Source organism: Amniculibacterium sp. G2-70 (assembly GCF_014353055.1).
Classification (GTDB): Bacteria; Bacteroidota; Bacteroidia; order Flavobacteriales; family Weeksellaceae; genus Amniculibacterium; species Amniculibacterium aquaticum.
Map to the genome: position 1 here is coordinate 417363 of NZ_CP060698.1, position 17478 is coordinate 434840.

Consider the following 17478-nt stretch of genomic DNA (forward strand, 5'->3'; position numbering starts at 1 on the left):
TAAATATCTATACAAAAAATCTAGATATAAAATTTAAACAGGCTCTAAGAGTCCGTTTTAAATTGATTGATAGTAAACCTTTCCTTGCACATACTAAATTGCTGAAAAAATACTTCTTGTTCTTCGTTCTTAATGTATTGTTTTTTAACTTCAATCGTTTTGTTCATAAATGAAAAAAAATACGATTGATTTTTATGTTCAATTTTTGTTAAATCCTTGAAGTAATATTTTTTCTGGTTAAAGAGTTTTACTTGGATATAATCATCGGTAAATTCTACATACTTCTGTGTATAAGACAGGTACATAATAAGTATAAAAAACAGAGATGCCAGTCCAAATAAAAGTGAGTTAAAATTATTTCCCCATATATAATTTAATACAGAAAAAATAATCATGTTTATAAAAAAAACTGAATTGAATAAAAAATACTTTTTGGAATATGAAAAAATGGTTTTCATACGGTTTTTGGTCTATTTACAAATTGATTTTCAACTTGGCCATATACTTTTTTAAAATCCAAGAGTTGGCTTTCTGGTATTCTGGATTTTTCAATCACTATCGTTGCATCTAAAGTTTTGAAAAAGTACTCGCCTCCAAAGTATTTTATTTCTATTAAATCAGAAAATTTGATTTTCTTTTTGAAAAAACCAAGGGTTGAAATTTCATTTTCGTTGTATTCAAAATATTTTGTGAAATACTCGTAAAAAGCATTGGCAATACATAAAATTCCAACAGCCAATAGAAAAAAGCCTGTCCAACGAATACTTTCTTCATATAAAAAATCATAGACTTTAATTATTACTAGAAGTCCACCATAAATAAAGTTCCAAATTATTCGTCTGATTTTATACGCTACTTTAATCATTTTCTGTCATTTGATTTCAAATCTAAAGATAATATTTTACATTTGCAAAGATTTGAAAACGACCATTAATAAAATAATTTCTCTTCCTTTGGTGATCCTTATTCGGTTTTACCAATGGTTTATTTCACCTTTACTTCCTAAAAATTGCAGGTACGAACCTACTTGCTCTCATTACATGGTAGAAGCTTTGCAAACGCATGGGATTTTTAAGGGGTTGTACTTGGGAATTAAAAGAATTATGCGATGCCATCCTTGGGGTGGTAGTGGTTATGATCCTGTCCCACCAAAATGTAAACATTAACAAATAATTAATCTAATAATATGCTATTCACCTTATTATACATCACTTGGGATCCGTCCAAAGGTATAGAGCTAGGCCCCTTTACCTTGCATTACTACAGTCTTATGTTTGTTTTGGCTTTTGGATTGGGCTATATGCTGATGACCAAAATTTTCAAAATAGACCAAGTTAACCAAAAATATTTGGAACCTTTGTTTACCTGGACCTTGGTAGGCACCATCTTGGGAGCGCGATTGGGACATGTCATCTTTTACCAACCCGAGCTTTTCCAACAAGACTTTTGGTCGGTTTTCTTACCCATACAAACCCAACCCGAATTCAAATTCACAGGATTTTCTGGTTTAGCAAGTCACGGAGCAACCATTGCCATCATCTTTACAACGCTATACTATTCTTATAAAATTATAAAGAAAAGTCCTTTCTGGGTTTACGACCGATTGGGAATTGTAGTAGCTTTGGGTGGTGCTTTTGTACGCATTGGTAACTTTTTCAATTCAGAAATCATCGGGAAACCTGCAGGAAATTCTCCTTTTGCAATACTTTTCCCACAACAAAGTACAGAATACGGCGAAATTGTCCCAAGATATCCGACACAGCTGTTTGAGGCTTTTGGATACTTTGCATTGTTCTTGCTTTTATGGTTCTTGTATCGTAAAACCAATAAAAAGTACGAACAAGGTTGGTTGTTTGGTTTGTTCTTCATCATCCTTTGGGCAATTCGTTTCTTTGTCGAATTTTTAAAAGAACCACAAGGCGATGAATTCATTACTTTTGCTGGGCTTAATACCGGACAAATCCTGTCCATACCGTTTATGATTGCCGGTTTCATCATCATGCTGACTTCAAAAAATAGAACGATTACCGAAGAAGAAAATTCTAAAATGGATTAAAAATCTTTGTAATGCATTCTTTCTCTCAAATACAAACACTTTTAGGACAACTAAAGGTGTTTTTTTTTGTGTTAAATTTCAAAAAAATAAAATTATCTATATATTTGTTTAAATAAACATTAAAAATTCAAATTATGGGAATTGTACAAGAATTTAAAGAATTTGCAGTAAAAGGAAATGCCTTTGATCTTGCCGTTGGGGTGATTATTGGTGGGGCTTTTGGTAAGATTGTTACCAGTATGATCGATGATATTATTTTGCCAATAGTAGCAGCAATTGTTGGGAAACCTGATTTCAGTAGTATCTACTTTGCCATGGGCGAAGGTGCTGATCTAATCCCAGCAGGTGCCAACTTGGCAAAAGCCAAGGAATTGGCTCCCAATGCGGCGATCTTTGCGTATGGTAACTTTATTACAGTAGCCATCAATTTTTTCCTACTTGCATTGGTTGTTTTTATGATGGTAAAAGCCATCAACAAAATGAAGAAAGAGAAAGCAGTGGAAGAAGTTCCTGCAGAACCGTCATCTACCGATCAACTTCTTATGGAAATTCGAGATGCTTTGAAAAAATAAAAACGAAATACTTTGGGAAGACCAAAGTATTTTTTTTATCATTTGTAATCGGTAATTCATTAAATTTGAATAAAATACAAAATATGAATTGCCTAGAATGTGGTGAATTAATTATTGGCCGAAGTGATAAAAAATTCTGTAACGACTCGTGTAGAAACTCGTACAACAACAAACTCAACAGCGACCACACCAACCTGATGCGGTCCATACACAATAAACTCAGAAATAATTATAGAATTTTATCTTCTATAAATTTTGTTGATGGTAAACACAAAACCACCATGGGCAAACTGAGAACTTTGGGTTTTAATTTTGAATTCATCACCCATATAAAAACCTATAAAAATGGAGCCGAATATCGGTTTTTATACGATATTGGTTATCGATATTTAGATGATGATTGGGTGTTACTCGTAAAAAATGAGCAATAAAAATTGCTCATTCTTCGGTTATCTCAATCGTATTTTATCTTCTAATATGTCGATCATATTATCTTTGTACAGGCCTCCAATGGCTTTTTTAAAGTTCTTTTTACTCATACCCAGCTCTTGTTTTATCTCTTCTGGAGTCGATTTGTCGGAGAGGTATAACAATCCGTATTCGGCAGTCAGTTTGTCCAAAACCAATTTTCTAAATTCATCGATATTTTCAAAACCTTCGGGCTGAAGCGTCACATCTATTTTCCCATCCTCCCTAATTGCTTTTATATAACCAACTTCTTCGGACAACGGATATAATTTTTTAAAAACATCAGATGCATATACCAGTCCCAAATATTTTTTATTGATAACTACATTCCAACCCAACTCACTTTCTCCTACAATGATCAAATCTACTTTATCACCTTTTTTAAAAGCTAAATTATCGTATTGTGGGTTTCGTTTAAACTTATTGGTCCCGGTAATTAATCCCGTTTTTTCATCGATATATACATAGACCAAATAGCGCTTATCTTCTTGCATTTTACCTTTCTGCTCCTTGTATGGAACAAATAAATCTTTGATTATACCCCAATCCAAAAAAGCACCGGAAGGGAGGTTCTGCAAGCATTTCATCACGGCATACTCTCCTACTTGTGCATAAGGCATCTCTGTAGTTGCTTTCAGCACATTATCATCTTGGTACACAAAAACTTCAACCTCCTTATCGATATCCCAATCTTCTTCTGAAAAAATCTTCGGAATAAAACATTTTTCATTTTCAAGATCTTCCAAAATAAATCCTGAACCAATTTTTTCTTTTATTGTTAAAGTTTGAGTTATTCCAATTTCCATAAATTTTATTAATTTAATTATTTCATATTCAATCAAAATGAAAGACCTTAACTTTCATTTTTAATAAGAATTTTCAAAGATACAGAGATTAGTTGATATTTGATTTATCGTAATAAAAAAAGCGATGTGACCATCGCTCTTCAATTCTTTATTTTTTAATAAATTTTATTGTTCTTTGAACATCTTTCCCTATTAATTTCAAAATATAAGTACCTGGAGTCAGATTTGATATATCAATTAGCTCATTTTTTACTAAAGATTTCTTTAGATACTTTCCTTCAAAAGAAAAAATCTCCACTTCTAGCTGATTGTCAATCTTCCCTTTTAACTTAATAAAATTTTGTGCCGGATTGGGATATATAACAAAATCCTCAACAAACTGAACATCTTTTGTACCTAAAAACGCCGTAGATTGCGCAACAGCCTGATTTGTACTTTGGTTAAATGATAGAATAGGTACAGAAATATTTCCAGAAATAGAGGATAATAAAGGTTGCTTACTGGAGGCATTATAGTACTGATACGATGTACCAGTTATTGTACCTATGGGAAAAGTATAAAATGTATCTGAACTTTGATACAAATTAAAATTCTGAACCGTTTTCACTCTCAATACATTGCTGTAGGTATTTCCACTCATGATCAATGTCCCAGAAGCATCTGCAGTTATTGTTACCGTACCTTTTATCAAACCACTTGCAGTAGTCGATGTAAAAGTTCCCTTTGCGTTATCAACAACACTATTTCCAAATGCAAAAGGATACTGAATTGCAGTAGCATTGTCCCCTGCAAAACTCAATGTCCCTTCGGTTGTGATCAAAGCTGTAATTTCCAATTTCGAAGACGATTGTTTGAAAAAAGAAGTCGTCGCACCATCACTACTTTTTATTGTAGTTCCTGGGTACGAAGTAATTTCTGCACTTGTAGGCGTAGAAAAAGTCGTTACAATAGGAGTTCCCGCAGTAAGTAGAGAATTATCAAAAGTTTGTCCACTCCCACTACCAGCATTATTCACCGTACCTACAACATTTTTATTATTAACAACATCACCAACAACAGGATCGTTGAACGCCTTGGTAATAGTAACTTGCGAAAAACAAATTTGTGAAAGTAACAAAGAAATCAATAAATTAATTTTCATCCTAAAATATTTTATACAAAAATAAATAAAATATGTAAACAATTCTTTTATTAACTGAATTTTAACATATTAGGTCAATACATTTGCAGCACCACAACTCCGTCACTCTTCACTACACCACCCGCTGTCCGCTGTATCTTTTGTGCCTGGGCTTTCCCAAGGCTTACAAAAGGATGCCGCTCCCATCGGGGCTAGGACAAAGAGAAGGACCCTCCAGTTTGGATGGAGGTTTGGTTTTTAGTTTTTGGTTTTTGGTGTTTAGCTTATGGAGAATTTGAGGTTTCAAAATCTTTTAATCAAAAGCACAAACAATCCCTTATTTCATACCCACTCAAATTTTTTCCAGAAGACAGATACTATTGAAACAGTCCCTATCACTCCATCCAGTCGGAAAATAACTTTGAATATTTGTGTGATTGAGTGTTTGAGTTTTTAGTGATTAGTATTTAGTTTACGGTGCATTTGAGGTTTTCCAAATCTTTTAATCAAAAGCACAAACAGTCCCTTATTTCATACCCACTCAAATGTTTTCCAGAAGCCAGATACTATTGAAACAGTCCCTATCACTCCCATCAAGTCGGAAAATATCTTTGAATATTTGTGTGATTGAGTGTTTGAGTTTTTAGTGATTAGTATTTAGTTTACGGTGCATTTGAGGTTTTCCAAATCTTTTAATCAAAAGCACAAACAATCCCTTATTTCATACCCACTCAAATTTTTTCCAGAAGACAGATACTATTGAAACAGTCCCTATCACTCCATCCAGTCGGAAAATAACTTTGAATATTTGTGTGATTGAGTGTTTGAGTTTTTAGTGATTAGTATTTAGTTTACGGTGCATTTGAGGTTTTCCAAATCTTTTAATCAAAAGCACAAACAGTCCCTTATTTCATACCCACTCAATTTTTTCCCAGAAGACAGATACTATTGAAACAGTCCCTATCACTCCCATCAAACCGACAACCATCAACCATCAACCAAACACCAAAGAGTTATAAGCAAAAAAAATCCCCGACTACTTTCGTAATCGAGGATTTTAATAAAAACTGGCGGCGACCTACTCTCCCGCGTTAGCAGTACCATCGGCGCTAGAGGGCTTAACTTCTGTGTTCGGAATGGGAACAGGTGAGCCCCTCTGCTAAAACCACCCTAAAGGTTGTTTGTACAAAAGGTTGTACAGTATATGTTATTAATTAGAGATTAGTTTGAAGTGGTTAGACATTAGACACAATCTAACTTCTAACATCTCATTTCTAACTTCTAAGTAAAAAATCGATAAAAACAAATCACAAAGAGCAAACCTCTTCACTAAGAGTGCCCAACCATTAGGCTATAAATCTACGGGTAATTAGTACTACTCGGCTATGCTGTTACCAGCTTTACACCTATAGCCTATCAACGTGGTCATCTCCCACGACCCTTAAAAGATGTCTCATCTTGAGGCGAGTTTCGCACTTATATGCTTTCAGTGCTTATCTCTTCCAAACATAGCTACTCTGCGGTGCGCCTGGCGGCACAACAGATACACCAGAGGTTTGTTCAAATCGGTCCTCTCGTACTAGATTCAAGTCCTCGCAAACATCTAACGCCCGCAATAGATAGAGACCGAACTGTCTCACGACGTTCTGAACCCAGCTCGCGTGCCACTTTAATGGGCGAACAGCCCAACCCTTGGGACCTTCTCCAGCCCCAGGATGTGACGAGCCGACATCGAGGTGCCGAACCTCCCCGTCGATGTGAGCTCTTGGGGGAGACTAGCCTGTTATCCCCGGAGTACCTTTTATCCTATGAGCGATGGCCCTTCCATACGGAACCACCGGATCACTATGTCCTGCTTTCGCACCTGATCGACTTGTAGGTCTCACAGTCAAGCACCCTTATGCCATTACACTCTACGCACGGTTACCAAGCGTGCTGAGGGTACCTTTGAAAGCCTCCGTTACTCTTTTGGAGGCGACCACCCCAGTCAAACTACCCACCACGCAATGTCTCCCGCTCAGCGGGATTAGGCTCCAAGTAAGTAAAGGGTGGTATTTCAACGATGACTCCACAAACACTAGCGTGCCTGCTTCAAAGTCTCCCACCTATCCTACACATTACTTACTCAAAGTCAATACGAAGTTATAGTAAAGGTTCACAGGGTCTTTTCGTCCCATTGCGGGTAATCGGCATCTTCACCGATACTACAATTTCACCGAGCTCGTGGCTGAGACAGTGCCCAGATCGTTACACCATTCGTGCAGGTCGGAACTTACCCGACAAGGAATTTCGCTACCTTAGGACCGTTATAGTTACGGCCGCCGTTTACTGGGGCTTCAGTCAATGCCTTCGCTTGCGCTAAGCACCTTCCTTAACCTTCCAGCACCGGGCAGGTGTCAGACCCTATACAGCATCTTTCGATTTAGCAGAGTCCTGTGTTTTTGATAAACAGTCGCCTGGGCCTTTTTACTGCGGCCAGCTTGCGCTGGCGTCTCTTCTCCCGAAGTTACGAGACTATTTTGCCTAGTTCCTTAGCCACGACTCACTCGAGCACCTTAGGATTCTCTCCTCGACTACCTGTGTCGGTTTTGGTACGGGTTGCTTCTCTTCGGCTTTTCTTGGATCTCGTTACACTGCAACAGCTTCGCCCGAAGGCTAGGCCTTGACTATTCCGTCAGTCTCCAGCAGCTACACAAAACCGTCCCCTTTATTCGAGAGCAAGTTAGGGAATATTAACCCTATGTCCATCCACTTCCCCTTTCGGGTGCGCGTTAGGTCCCGACTAACCCTCAGCTGATTAGCATGGCTGAGGAAACCTTAGTCTTTCGGTGAGGGGGTTTCTCGCCCCCTTTATCGTTACTTATGCCTACATTTTCTTTTCTGTCCGCTCCACAATACCTCACGATACTGCTTCGGCGCAAACAGAATGCTCCCCTACCAGATATAATATAAATTATAAATCCATAGCTTCGGTACTATACTTATGCCCGATTATTATCCATGCCGGACCGCTCGACTAGTGAGCTGTTACGCACTCTTTAAATGAATGGCTGCTTCCAAGCCAACATCCTAGCTGTCAATGCAGTCCAACCGCGTTGTTTCAACTTAGTATAGATTTGGGGACCTTAGCTGTTGGTCCGGGTTCTTTCCCTCTCGGACATGGACCTTAGCACCCATGCCCTCACTGCCGACGAACATTTATTAGCATTCGGAGTTTGTCAGGAATTGGTAGGATTTGACTCCCCCGCATCCAATCAGTAGCTCTACCTCTAATAAACTTAACATCGACGCTGCACCTAAATGCATTTCGGGGAGTACGAGCTATCTCCCAGTTTGATTGGCCTTTCACCCCTACCCACAGGTCATCCGAAGACTTTTCAACGTCAACCGGTTCGGTCCTCCACTTTGTGTTACCAAAGCTTCAACCTGCCCATGGGTAGATCACAAGGTTTCGCGTCTAATCCTACTAACTATCCGCCCTATTCAGACTCGCTTTCGCTCCGGCTCCGTAACTTAATTACTTAACCTCGCTAGTAAAATTAACTCGTAGGCTCATTATGCAAAAGGCACGCCGTCACACATATAAATATGAGCTCCGACCGCTTGTAGGCGTACGGTTTCAGGTTCTATTTCACCCTTCTATTCGAAGTGCTTTTCACCTTTCCTTCACAGTACTTGTTCACTATCGGTCTTTCAGGAGTATTTAGCCTTGGAGGATGGTCCCCCCATATTCAGACAGGATTTCACGTGTCCCGCCCTACTCTTTCTTCACTTATGTATACCTTTCGAGTACAGGATTATCACCTTCTACGATTGTTCTTTCCAGAACATTCCTCTAAATATATAAAAGCTTTTGGGCTAATCCGCTTTCGCTCGCCACTACTTACGGAATCTCTTCGATTTCTTTTCCTCCGGGTACTTAGATGTTTCAGTTCTCCGGGTTTGCTCTGCTTACGCAGTAATACATCTTCAATGTATTGGGTTGCCCCATTCGGACATCTCGGGATCAATTCGTGTGTGCCAATCCCCCGAGCTTTTCGCAGCTTACCACGTCCTTCTTCGCCTCTGAAAGCCTAGGCATCCGCCATACGCCCTTAACGATTTCTTTCCTAATTTTATTGGTTACTCGAGCACTCTTGTGCTCGGTTTTCTCTTTGTGATGTCTTTATCGTTAATGTCAATGATCTTTAATTCTTTAGTTGCCAGTGATTCGTTATCGGTTGATAGTGGCTCTCACTATACTTAGTACCAAGTTCTAATCAATACATACTAACTGTGGAGAATAAGGGAGTCGAACCCTTGACCTCCTGCGTGCAAGGCAGGCGCTCTAGCCAGCTGAGCTAATTCCCCCTTATATTGTTGTCGGTCCTTAGTTGTCGGTTGTTGGTTCTACCAGCAACGGATAACCATAAACCATCAACCAAATTAGTAGTCTCGGGCAGGCTCGAACTGCCGACCTCTACATTATCAGTGTAGCGCTCTAACCAGCTGAGCTACGAGACTTCTTTGTTTTTAGTTGTCGGTTGTTAGTTGATAGTTGTCAGCTTTACTAACTTCTAAGGTCTAACTTCTAACTTCTTAAACTAAAATCTCTTCATCCCTTCTACTAATTTCTAGGGGTTATGTTGTGATTCAACCAAAAAAGTAAAAAAACTAAAGCACTTTTTGTAAGTCTACTAAGAATAGTATTTTTTTTGACGTGTTGTCTCTAAAATGAGATGTTCCAGCCGCACCTTCCGGTACGGCTACCTTGTTACGACTTAGCCCTAGTTACTTGTTTTACCCTAGGCAGCTCCTTTTACGGTCACCGACTTCAGGTACCCCAAACTTCCATGGCTTGACGGGCGGTGTGTACAAGGCCCGGGAACGTATTCACCGCGCCATGGCTGATGCGCGATTACTAGCGATTCCAGCTTCATAGAGTCGAGTTGCAGACTCCAATCCGAACTGAGACCGGCTTTCGAGATTCGCATCACTTCGCAGTGTAGCTGCCCTCTGTACCGGCCATTGTATTACGTGTGTGGCCCAAGACGTAAGGGCCGTGATGATTTGACGTCATCCCCACCTTCCTCTCTACTTGCGTAGGCAGTCCCAATAGAGTCCCCAACTGAATGATGGCAACTATTGGCAGGGGTTGCGCTCGTTGCAGGACTTAACCTAACACCTCACGGCACGAGCTGACGACAACCATGCAGCACCTTGAAAATTGTCCGAAGAAGGCTCTATTTCTAAAGCTGTCAATTCCCATTTAAGTCTTGGTAAGGTTCCTCGCGTATCATCGAATTAAACCACATAATCCACCGCTTGTGCGGGCCCCCGTCAATTCCTTTGAGTTTCATTCTTGCGAACGTACTCCCCAGGTGGCTAACTTATCACTTTCGCTTGGTCTCTGAGTCTTAAAAACCCAAAAACGAGTTAGCATCGTTTACAGCGTGGACTACCAGGGTATCTAATCCTGTTCGCTCCCCACGCTTTCGTCCATCAGCGTCAGTTGTATCTTAGTGACCTGCCTTCGCAATTGGTGTTCTAAGTAATATCTATGCATTTCACCGCTACACTACTTATTCCAGCCACTTCAAATACACTCAAGACCTACAGTATCAATGGCAGTTCGACAGTTAAGCTGCCGGCTTTCACCACTGACTTATAAGTCCGCCTACGGACCCTTTAAACCCAATAAATCCGGATAACGCTTGCACCCTCCGTATTACCGCGGCTGCTGGCACGGAGTTAGCCGGTGCTTATTCGTACAGTACCTTCAGCTACCCTCACGAGGGTAGGTTTATCCCTGTACAAAAGAAGTTTACAATCCATAGAACCGTCGTCCTTCACGCGGGATGGCTGGATCAGGCTCTCACCCATTGTCCAATATTCCTCACTGCTGCCTCCCGTAGGAGTCTGGTCCGTGTCTCAGTACCAGTGTGGGGGATCACCCTCTCAGGCCCCCTAAAGATCATCGACTTGGTGAGCCGTTACCTCACCAACTATCTAATCTTGCGCGTGCCCATCTCTATCCACCGGAGTTTTCAATATCAATTGATGCCAATCAATATATTATAGGGTATTAATCTTCCTTTCGAAAGGCTATCCCCTAGATAAAGGCAGGTTGCACACGTGTTACGCACCCGTACGCCGCTCTCAAGATCCCGAAGAATCTCTACCGCTCGGCTTGCATGTGTTAGGCCTCCCGCTAGCGTTCATCCTGAGCCAGGATCAAACTCTCCATTGTATGTTTGTTTCCTTGTTCGACTCACTCAAAGTTTTTGACGCTTTAGTTTTTTTTCCTTACTTTTATTTTGGTTGTATCTTGTATTTCAATGATCTCTCTCTTTTCGCTTCCTCTTATTTCGCTGTCTCAGCGACTTCCGATTTGCGAGTGCAAAAGTAATAAACTTTTTTAACCTGACAAAATAAATTTTGATTTTTTTTCGAACTCTTTTTCGTAAGAACGATTGCTATCTCAATTTATCCCATCTTTACTCCTGCGCCTCTTTTTAGAGACTGCAAAGGTAAAACGATTATTTGTAATGGACAAATTTATTTTCTTATTTTTTTAAGTCAACTTATCTGTCTGTTTTGCTTCTGCGCTCCCTCTCTTTCGGGACTGCAAAAGTAGAAAGATTATGTTAAATAACAAGCGTTTCGCCTATTTTATTTTTAAATCTTTCTTAACTCGTTGATTATGACGGTGATTTTTTTGTGTTTGGTGTTTGGTTTTTGGCTGATGGGGATGTAGGATCGCTTTAAATGATGGGAAATTATTGGTGGGGCTGAATTAACTCCTTCAAGGATGGGGAATCCTTGAAGGAGGGTGAAGTTGAATATTCGTGAATATGTTGATGTTGATGTTGGTGTTGATATTAGATGAGTGAGGTGATGCTTTATATGATGGAGAAATATTGGCGATACTGAATAAAATCCTTCAAGGATGGGGAATCCTTGAAGGAGGGTGAAGTTGAATATTCGTTAATTTGTTAATCTAGAATATTAGATGAGTGAGATGTCGCACCCCGACCTGAGTGGAGCTCTTTTTATTTTTTTTGCTTTTGAAGGTTGCTTGGTTGCAAAAAAAATAAAAAAGCGGGAACGGAGGGCGGATAAGGTGCCCAAATAAAAAAGAGAAACAAAAAATGTCTCTCTTTTTATATAAGTATGTGATTGGATATTACATATGAATGGCTCTTTTGCCAGTTGCGTCTAATGCTGCTTCCTTAATGGCTTCTGCATAAGTTGGATGCGCGTGCGACATACGGGTTAGGTCTTCGGCGCTTGCACGAAACTCCATTGCGGTAACTCCTTCTGCAATTAGATCGGCTGCACGAGCTCCGATGATGTGGAATCCTAGGATTTCGTCGGTTTTTTCGTCGGCCAATATTTTTACAAAACCATCGGTATCTCCAGAGGCACGGCTTCTACCCAATGCTCTCATAGGGAAGTTCCCCACTTTGTATGCGGCACCTTCTGCTTTCAATTGCTCTTCGGTCTTACCTACTCCGGCAACTTCTGGCCAAGTGTACACAACACCTGGAATAAGGTTATAATTGATATGCGGTTTTTGTCCGGCTAAAGTTTCTACAACAAATACCCCTTCTTCTTCGGCTTTGTGTGCAAGCATTGCTCCTTTCACGACATCTCCGATGGCATAAATGTTAGAAATATTGGTCTGTAAGTGGTCGTTGGTTTTTACTCTACCTCTTTCATCCAGCTCTACTCCTACTTTTTCTAATCCTAGTCCGTCTGTGAACGGTTTTCTACCTACAGAGACCAAACAATAATCTCCTTCGAAAACAACTTCTTCGCCTTTTTTGTTTTTTGCTGAAACTTTAACTGCATCTCCATTTCTTTCGACACCAGAAACGGCTGTAGAAAGTTCGAATTTCATTCCTTGTTTTTTAAGTACTTTTTGTAGTTCTTTGGACAAAGCACCGTCCATACCCGGGATTATCTTATCCATAAATTCGATTACTGTGACTTTAGCTCCTAACCTAAGATATACAGAACCCAACTCTAGACCAATAACTCCACCACCAATAACCAACATGTGTTCCGGCACTTCTTTCATCTTAAGTGCTTCGGTAGAGGTGATGATTCTTTCTTTATCGATGTTGATGAATGGCAAAGAAGAAGGCTTGGAACCGGTTGCGATGATGGTGTATTTGGACTCGATAGTTTCTGAAGAACCGTCGTTTTTGGTTACTTTGATCTGAGTAGCCGACTCGAAGCTACCGATACCTTCGAAAACGGTTACTTTATTTTTATCCATCAAAAAGCTAATTCCTTTTGTAGTTTGATCAACAACCGCATCTTTTCTGGCGATCATTTTAGCCAAATCTACTTTAGGCTCGTTGATGATAATTCCGTAGTCTGCAAATTCATGTTTTGCTTTTTCGAAATGTTCTGAACTATCCAACAATGCTTTGGAAGGGATGCACCCTACATTGAGACAAGTCCCACCCATGGTTGGATATTTTTCTATAATTGCTGTTTTGAAACCCAATTGAGCAGCACGGATTGCTGCAACATATCCACCAGGACCAGAACCGATTACGGTAACATCAAACTGTGACATTTTTATGTATTTTTTATTAAAATTAATTTTTGGCGAATTTACAAAAATTTGATTGATTAGAATGACAAATCACAAGGTAGTTTTACAAGAAAATAAAAATTACCAATTTCTAAAATCTTGAAATAAATTAAAATAGCTTTGAAAAATAATTTCTTTAGAAAATCGAGATCTGATCGATTCTTTAACCGTTTCTCTATTGAACTTTTTTTGAAGAATGCTTTTAATTTTTTCTGCAAAAGCTTCAGGTTGTTCAATATATTCTATTTCTCCGTTAATATTCGGAAGGATAATTTCTCTAATCCCACCCGGACAATCGTTGGCTAAGGAATAAGTCCCACAGGCACCGGCCTCTAAAAGTACATTGGGGAAACCCTCGTAACGAGAGGAAAGAACAAATAAATCGGCATGCTTCAAAAATTGATACGGATTTTTCTGTTGTCCATGAAAGATTACATTTTCTAATCCTAATTCTTTTTTTAAATTCAACAGCAATTCTTTATCACGACCATCTCCGAGGATGTGCAAGAGGATTTTTTCATTTTTCAGACGGGCAAAAACATTTAACAAGAGATCAAAACCTTTTCTTGATGACAAATTTCCGATTGCAACAACATTTTTGAAATCAGAAGAAAATTTTTGCGGAGCCAAAGCATCACGACTTTGCTTTTCGATAAAATCAAAATCTACAGGATTGTTGATTTTCACTGTTTTTGAATTTTGAATATGAAAATTTTGGAGCAAATCCTGTTTCATATCGTCGCTTTGGCAAATAATTTTGTGGTAATTGTTGTAGAATTTATAAAAAAACCGAATTTCTTTTCTTGTTACATGTTGGGAAACTACATTGGTTTCTCTGGCGATAAATTTTGTTTTTGGGAAAAATTTCACAAAAAAAGACAGATAGGCATTCACCTCTCCAAAACCAGAAAAGACCAATTCGGGTTTTCTTATTCTAATTTCTTTTAGAATTGGAAGCAAACCGTTGCGAATGCGTTGTGTTTTGAGATCAATAATTTCAACATCGTCTTTTACAAAAGAAAGATACCCTCCTTCTTTTCGTAGGAGCAAAATTTTTGGAATAAAAATTTCTCTTGGCAAATGATTGGCCAAAGACACGACAATGCGTTCTGCACCACCCGTTTCCAGATCCGGTAGAATAAAGATGATTGTAATTTTTGGATTTTCTTTCATCAATTGGTTGTTCTATTTCATAAAAATACCCGATTTATTTTTATTAAAGTTAAATAAATCGGGCAGTTAAGTTAATTCAAAAATAAATTAAATTTCTTTGAAACTCAAATTATTTTCTTTCAAATATTGTTCAGCTTGCTGTTTGTATTGTCCAGAAACCAATTTGTCATGGATGGCTTCAAAAGCAGCTAGTGTTTCGTTGATTTCGGAATCGGTGTGAGAAGCAGTAGGGATCAGTCTCAACAAAATCATACCTTTAGGAATAACGGGATAGACCACCACAGAGGTAAAAATACCGAAATTCTCTCTAAGATCTTTTACCAAAAGTGTAGCTTCCACGGGGCTTCCTTGCATGAAAACCGGAGTTACACAGGTATTGGTATTCCCTAAGTTGAATCCTCTTTCTATCAAACCACTTTGAAGTTTGTTTACATTTTCCCAAAGTTTGGCTTTAATTTCTGGTCTTGTTCTTAGCAATTCCAATCTTTTCAATCCGCCCAAAACCATTGGCATGGTAAGGGATTTTGCAAAAATCTGAGAGCGAAGGTTGAATTTTAGGTATCTGATGATTTCTTTGTTTCCGGCCAAAAATGCTCCGAATCCTGCCATGGATTTGGCAAAAGTAGAGAAATACACATCGATTTCGTCTTGGCAACCTTGCTCTTCTCCAGCTCCGGCACCTGTTTTCCCCAAGGTTCCGAAACCGTGAGCGTCATCGACCAATAGACGGAAAGGATATTGTTTTTTAAACGCTACAATTTCTTTCAGTTTTCCTTGTTGTCCAGTCATCCCAAAAACACCTTCGGTGATTACCAAGATACCGCCACCGTTTTCTTCGGCTACTTTTGTTGCTCTTTTGATGTTTTTTTCGAAGCTGTCCATATCGTTATGACGGAACATAAAGCTTTTTCCCATGTGCAATCTAACCCCATCTACAATACACGCATGAGAGTTGGAGTCGTAAACGATAACATCGTGTCTGGAGACAAGAGCATCAATAGTAGATACCATCCCTTGATATCCGAAATTTAGAAGATATGCCGAATCTTTTTGTACAAATTCTGCCAGTTCTTTTTCCAGTTTCAGGTGGTTATCGGTTTCTCCGGACATGGCTCTGGCTCCCATAGGATAAAACATTCCGTATTCTGCAGCAGCTTTGGCATCGGTTTCTAAAACTTCCGGGTGGTTGCAAAGTCCTAAATAGTCGTTGGCCGACCAAAAAATCACTTCTTTACCTTGAAATTTCATTCTAGGTCCGATAGGACCGTCTAATCTTGGGAAAATAAAATACCCTTCTCCGTAATCTGCAAATTGTCCTAGAGGACCAGGATTCTGTTTTATTCTATCGAAAATATCTATCATTTTGCGAATTTTTATTAATTTTTTATTAATTATTAAACATAAATCAGTCTTTCACGGTGAGTAAAAGACTGATTTATGTTTTTGTTATTCATTATTATTTTACAACTTCTGTTTTAAAAACCTCGTCATAATTGTGAACACAATTATTTACGAAACCTTGATCCGCCATCCATTGATCGCTGTACACTTTTGTGATGTATCGGGAACCGTGATCTGGGAAAATTAAAACTACCAAATCATTTTCTGATAATTGATTGTCTTCTGAATATTGTTTGAACGCTTGCAGTACAGCTCCTGTGGTATAACCTCCCAAAATAGCTTCCTTTAATGCAATTTCTCTGGTGCAATATGCGGACATTTCGTCATTAACACGAACAAATTCATCTACTTTATCAAACAACAAAGCTGAAGGAATTAAATTTTTCCCAAGACCTTCGATCTGGTAGGAATGAATTTCAGAATGATCAATTTTTCCAGTTTCGTGGTAGGTTTTCAATATTGAACCGTCGGCATCTACACCGATTACTTTGATGTTTGGATTTTTTTCTTTTAGAAACTTTGCAGTTCCGGAAAGAGTCCCACCGGTACCGGTACAAGCCAAGATGTGAGTAATTTTACCTTCGGTTTGCTCCCAAAGTTCAGGGCCTGTTGTTTGGTAATGCGCATCAATATTCAATTCATTAAAATATTGATTGATGTAAATAGAATTTGGAGTTTCTGCAGCAATTCTTTTAGCAACTTCGTAATAGGATCTTGGGTCATCTGCTGGAACGGAGGCCGGACAAATATGAACTTCGGCACCTAAAGCTTTAAGGTAGGCAATCTTTTCGGCTTTGGTTTTATCACTTACGGATAAGATGCATTTGTATCCTTTGATGATGCTGACCATAGCAATGGAGAACCCTGTATTCCCAGAAGTTGTTTCCACAATAGTTGAACCGGGCTTCAAAAGACCTTTTTTTTCTGCCGCTTCAATAATATGAAGAGCGATTCTGTCTTTGGTGGAGTGCCCAGGATTATATGATTCTAATTTAGCATAAACTTTTGCAGGACATTGTTTGGTTACTTCATTCAATTTTACTAACGGAGTATTCCCAATTAATCCTAAAATGTTATCGTGAACATTAGTCATTATATTATCATTTTTCTCTAAAAAACCGTTTGCAAAAGTATAAAAAAAATATTTTTATTCTTGTGATTTAAGTCAATAAAATTTTCAAAAACCTACAAACAGTACAATTACAAATATTTATAAAACACTTTTCAGGTGCAAAAATCAAACCATTTTTTAATAAAAATCACTCACCACACTTAATTTAGATAAAAACATCTGA

The 17478-nt window shown here is 38.7% G+C and carries 11 protein-coding genes, 2 tRNA genes and 3 rRNA genes; 4 read left to right on the forward strand and 12 right to left on the reverse strand.

Annotated features, from left to right (window positions below):
• Window positions 1-454: 454 nt before the first annotated feature.
• Window positions 455-865, reverse strand: coding sequence for a hypothetical protein (locus H9Q20_RS01910; RefSeq protein WP_124640567.1), 411 nt, complete (start codon window positions 863-865; stop codon window positions 455-457).
• A 52-nt stretch (window positions 866-917) separates the two neighbouring features.
• On the opposite strand from H9Q20_RS01910, the gene yidD reads away from it, so the two are divergent.
• The 4 genes from yidD (at window position 918) to H9Q20_RS01930 (ending at window position 3059) form a co-directional block, all read left to right on the forward strand.
• Window positions 918-1166, forward strand: coding sequence for a membrane protein insertion efficiency factor YidD (yidD, locus tag H9Q20_RS01915; RefSeq protein ID WP_124640568.1), 249 nt, complete (start codon window positions 918-920; stop codon window positions 1164-1166).
• 20 nt (window positions 1167-1186) lie between these two features.
• The gene (gene lgt / locus H9Q20_RS01920) at window positions 1187-2056 is read left to right on the forward strand and encodes a prolipoprotein diacylglyceryl transferase (protein ID WP_187478162.1); all 870 of its coding nucleotides are present in this window, start codon (window positions 1187-1189) and stop codon (window positions 2054-2056) included.
• A 134-nt stretch (window positions 2057-2190) separates the two neighbouring features.
• On the forward strand, window positions 2191-2628 hold the full coding sequence (gene mscL, locus H9Q20_RS01925) for a large conductance mechanosensitive channel protein MscL (RefSeq protein ID WP_187478163.1): 438 nt from the start codon (window positions 2191-2193) through the stop codon (window positions 2626-2628).
• Window positions 2629-2711: 83 nt separating this feature from the next.
• Window positions 2712-3059 (forward strand): hypothetical protein, encoded by a 348-nt coding sequence (locus H9Q20_RS01930; RefSeq protein ID WP_124640571.1) that lies wholly within the window; start codon window positions 2712-2714, stop codon window positions 3057-3059.
• A gap of 18 nt (window positions 3060-3077) precedes the next feature.
• Here H9Q20_RS01930 and H9Q20_RS01935 read toward each other — a convergent pair whose 3' ends face one another.
• The 11 genes from H9Q20_RS01935 to H9Q20_RS01985 all read right to left on the reverse strand — a co-directional run bounded on the left by H9Q20_RS01935 (window position 3078) and on the right by H9Q20_RS01985 (window position 17276).
• A complete protein-coding gene (locus tag H9Q20_RS01935) occupies window positions 3078-3902 on the reverse strand; it encodes a S1 RNA-binding domain-containing protein (protein ID WP_124640572.1) in 825 nt (274 codons plus the stop codon).
• A 148-nt stretch (window positions 3903-4050) separates the two neighbouring features.
• Window positions 4051-5043, reverse strand: a complete 993-nt coding sequence (locus H9Q20_RS01940) for a T9SS type A sorting domain-containing protein (RefSeq protein ID WP_187478164.1) — start codon at window positions 5041-5043, stop codon at window positions 4051-4053.
• Window positions 5044-6087: 1044 nt separating this feature from the next.
• Window positions 6088-6195: ribosomal RNA gene (gene rrf / locus H9Q20_RS01945) — 5S ribosomal RNA — on the reverse strand.
• Window positions 6196-6371: 176 nt separating this feature from the next.
• Window positions 6372-9130 (reverse strand): 23S ribosomal RNA (locus H9Q20_RS01950).
• Between the two features lie 168 nt (window positions 9131-9298).
• Window positions 9299-9372 (reverse strand) — tRNA-Ala (locus tag H9Q20_RS01955).
• A 79-nt stretch (window positions 9373-9451) separates the two neighbouring features.
• Window positions 9452-9525: transfer RNA gene (locus H9Q20_RS01960), tRNA-Ile, on the reverse strand.
• A gap of 208 nt (window positions 9526-9733) precedes the next feature.
• Window positions 9734-11251: ribosomal RNA gene (locus tag H9Q20_RS01965) — 16S ribosomal RNA — on the reverse strand.
• Together the 16S, 23S and 5S rRNA genes with 2 tRNA genes alongside form the textbook arrangement of a ribosomal RNA operon.
• A 936-nt stretch (window positions 11252-12187) precedes the next feature.
• On the reverse strand, window positions 12188-13591 hold the full coding sequence (lpdA, locus tag H9Q20_RS01970) for a dihydrolipoyl dehydrogenase (RefSeq protein ID WP_187478165.1): 1404 nt from the start codon (window positions 13589-13591) through the stop codon (window positions 12188-12190).
• 99 nt (window positions 13592-13690) lie between these two features.
• A complete protein-coding gene (locus H9Q20_RS01975; RefSeq protein ID WP_124642702.1) occupies window positions 13691-14782 on the reverse strand; it encodes a glycosyltransferase in 1092 nt (363 codons plus the stop codon).
• A gap of 87 nt (window positions 14783-14869) precedes the next feature.
• Complete coding sequence (locus H9Q20_RS01980; protein WP_187478573.1) at window positions 14870-16141, reverse strand: aminotransferase class I/II-fold pyridoxal phosphate-dependent enzyme; 1272 nt, start codon at window positions 16139-16141, stop codon at window positions 14870-14872.
• A 97-nt stretch (window positions 16142-16238) separates the two neighbouring features.
• Window positions 16239-17276, reverse strand: a complete 1038-nt coding sequence (locus H9Q20_RS01985) for a PLP-dependent cysteine synthase family protein (protein ID WP_124642698.1) — start codon at window positions 17274-17276, stop codon at window positions 16239-16241.
• Between the last annotated feature and the right edge of the window lie 202 nt (window positions 17277-17478).

Coding starts and splice junctions, on each gene's coding strand:
- H9Q20_RS01910 (WP_124640567.1), bottom strand. CDS start 865: ATGATTAAAGTAGCGTATAAAATCAGACGAATAATTTGGAACTTTATT.
- lgt (WP_187478162.1), top strand. CDS start 1,187: ATGCTATTCACCTTATTATACATCACTTGGGATCCGTCCAAAGGTATA.
- mscL (WP_187478163.1), top strand. CDS start 2,191: ATGGGAATTGTACAAGAATTTAAAGAATTTGCAGTAAAAGGAAATGCC.
- H9Q20_RS01930 (WP_124640571.1), top strand. CDS start 2,712: ATGAATTGCCTAGAATGTGGTGAATTAATTATTGGCCGAAGTGATAAA.
- H9Q20_RS01935 (WP_124640572.1), bottom strand. CDS start 3,902: ATGGAAATTGGAATAACTCAAACTTTAACAATAAAAGAAAAAATTGGT.
- H9Q20_RS01940 (WP_187478164.1), bottom strand. CDS start 5,043: ATGAAAATTAATTTATTGATTTCTTTGTTACTTTCACAAATTTGTTTT.
- lpdA (WP_187478165.1), bottom strand. CDS start 13,591: ATGTCACAGTTTGATGTTACCGTAATCGGTTCTGGTCCTGGTGGATAT.
- H9Q20_RS01975 (WP_124642702.1), bottom strand. CDS start 14,782: ATGAAAGAAAATCCAAAAATTACAATCATCTTTATTCTACCGGATCTG.
- H9Q20_RS01985 (WP_124642698.1), bottom strand. CDS start 17,276: ATGACTAATGTTCACGATAACATTTTAGGATTAATTGGGAATACTCCG.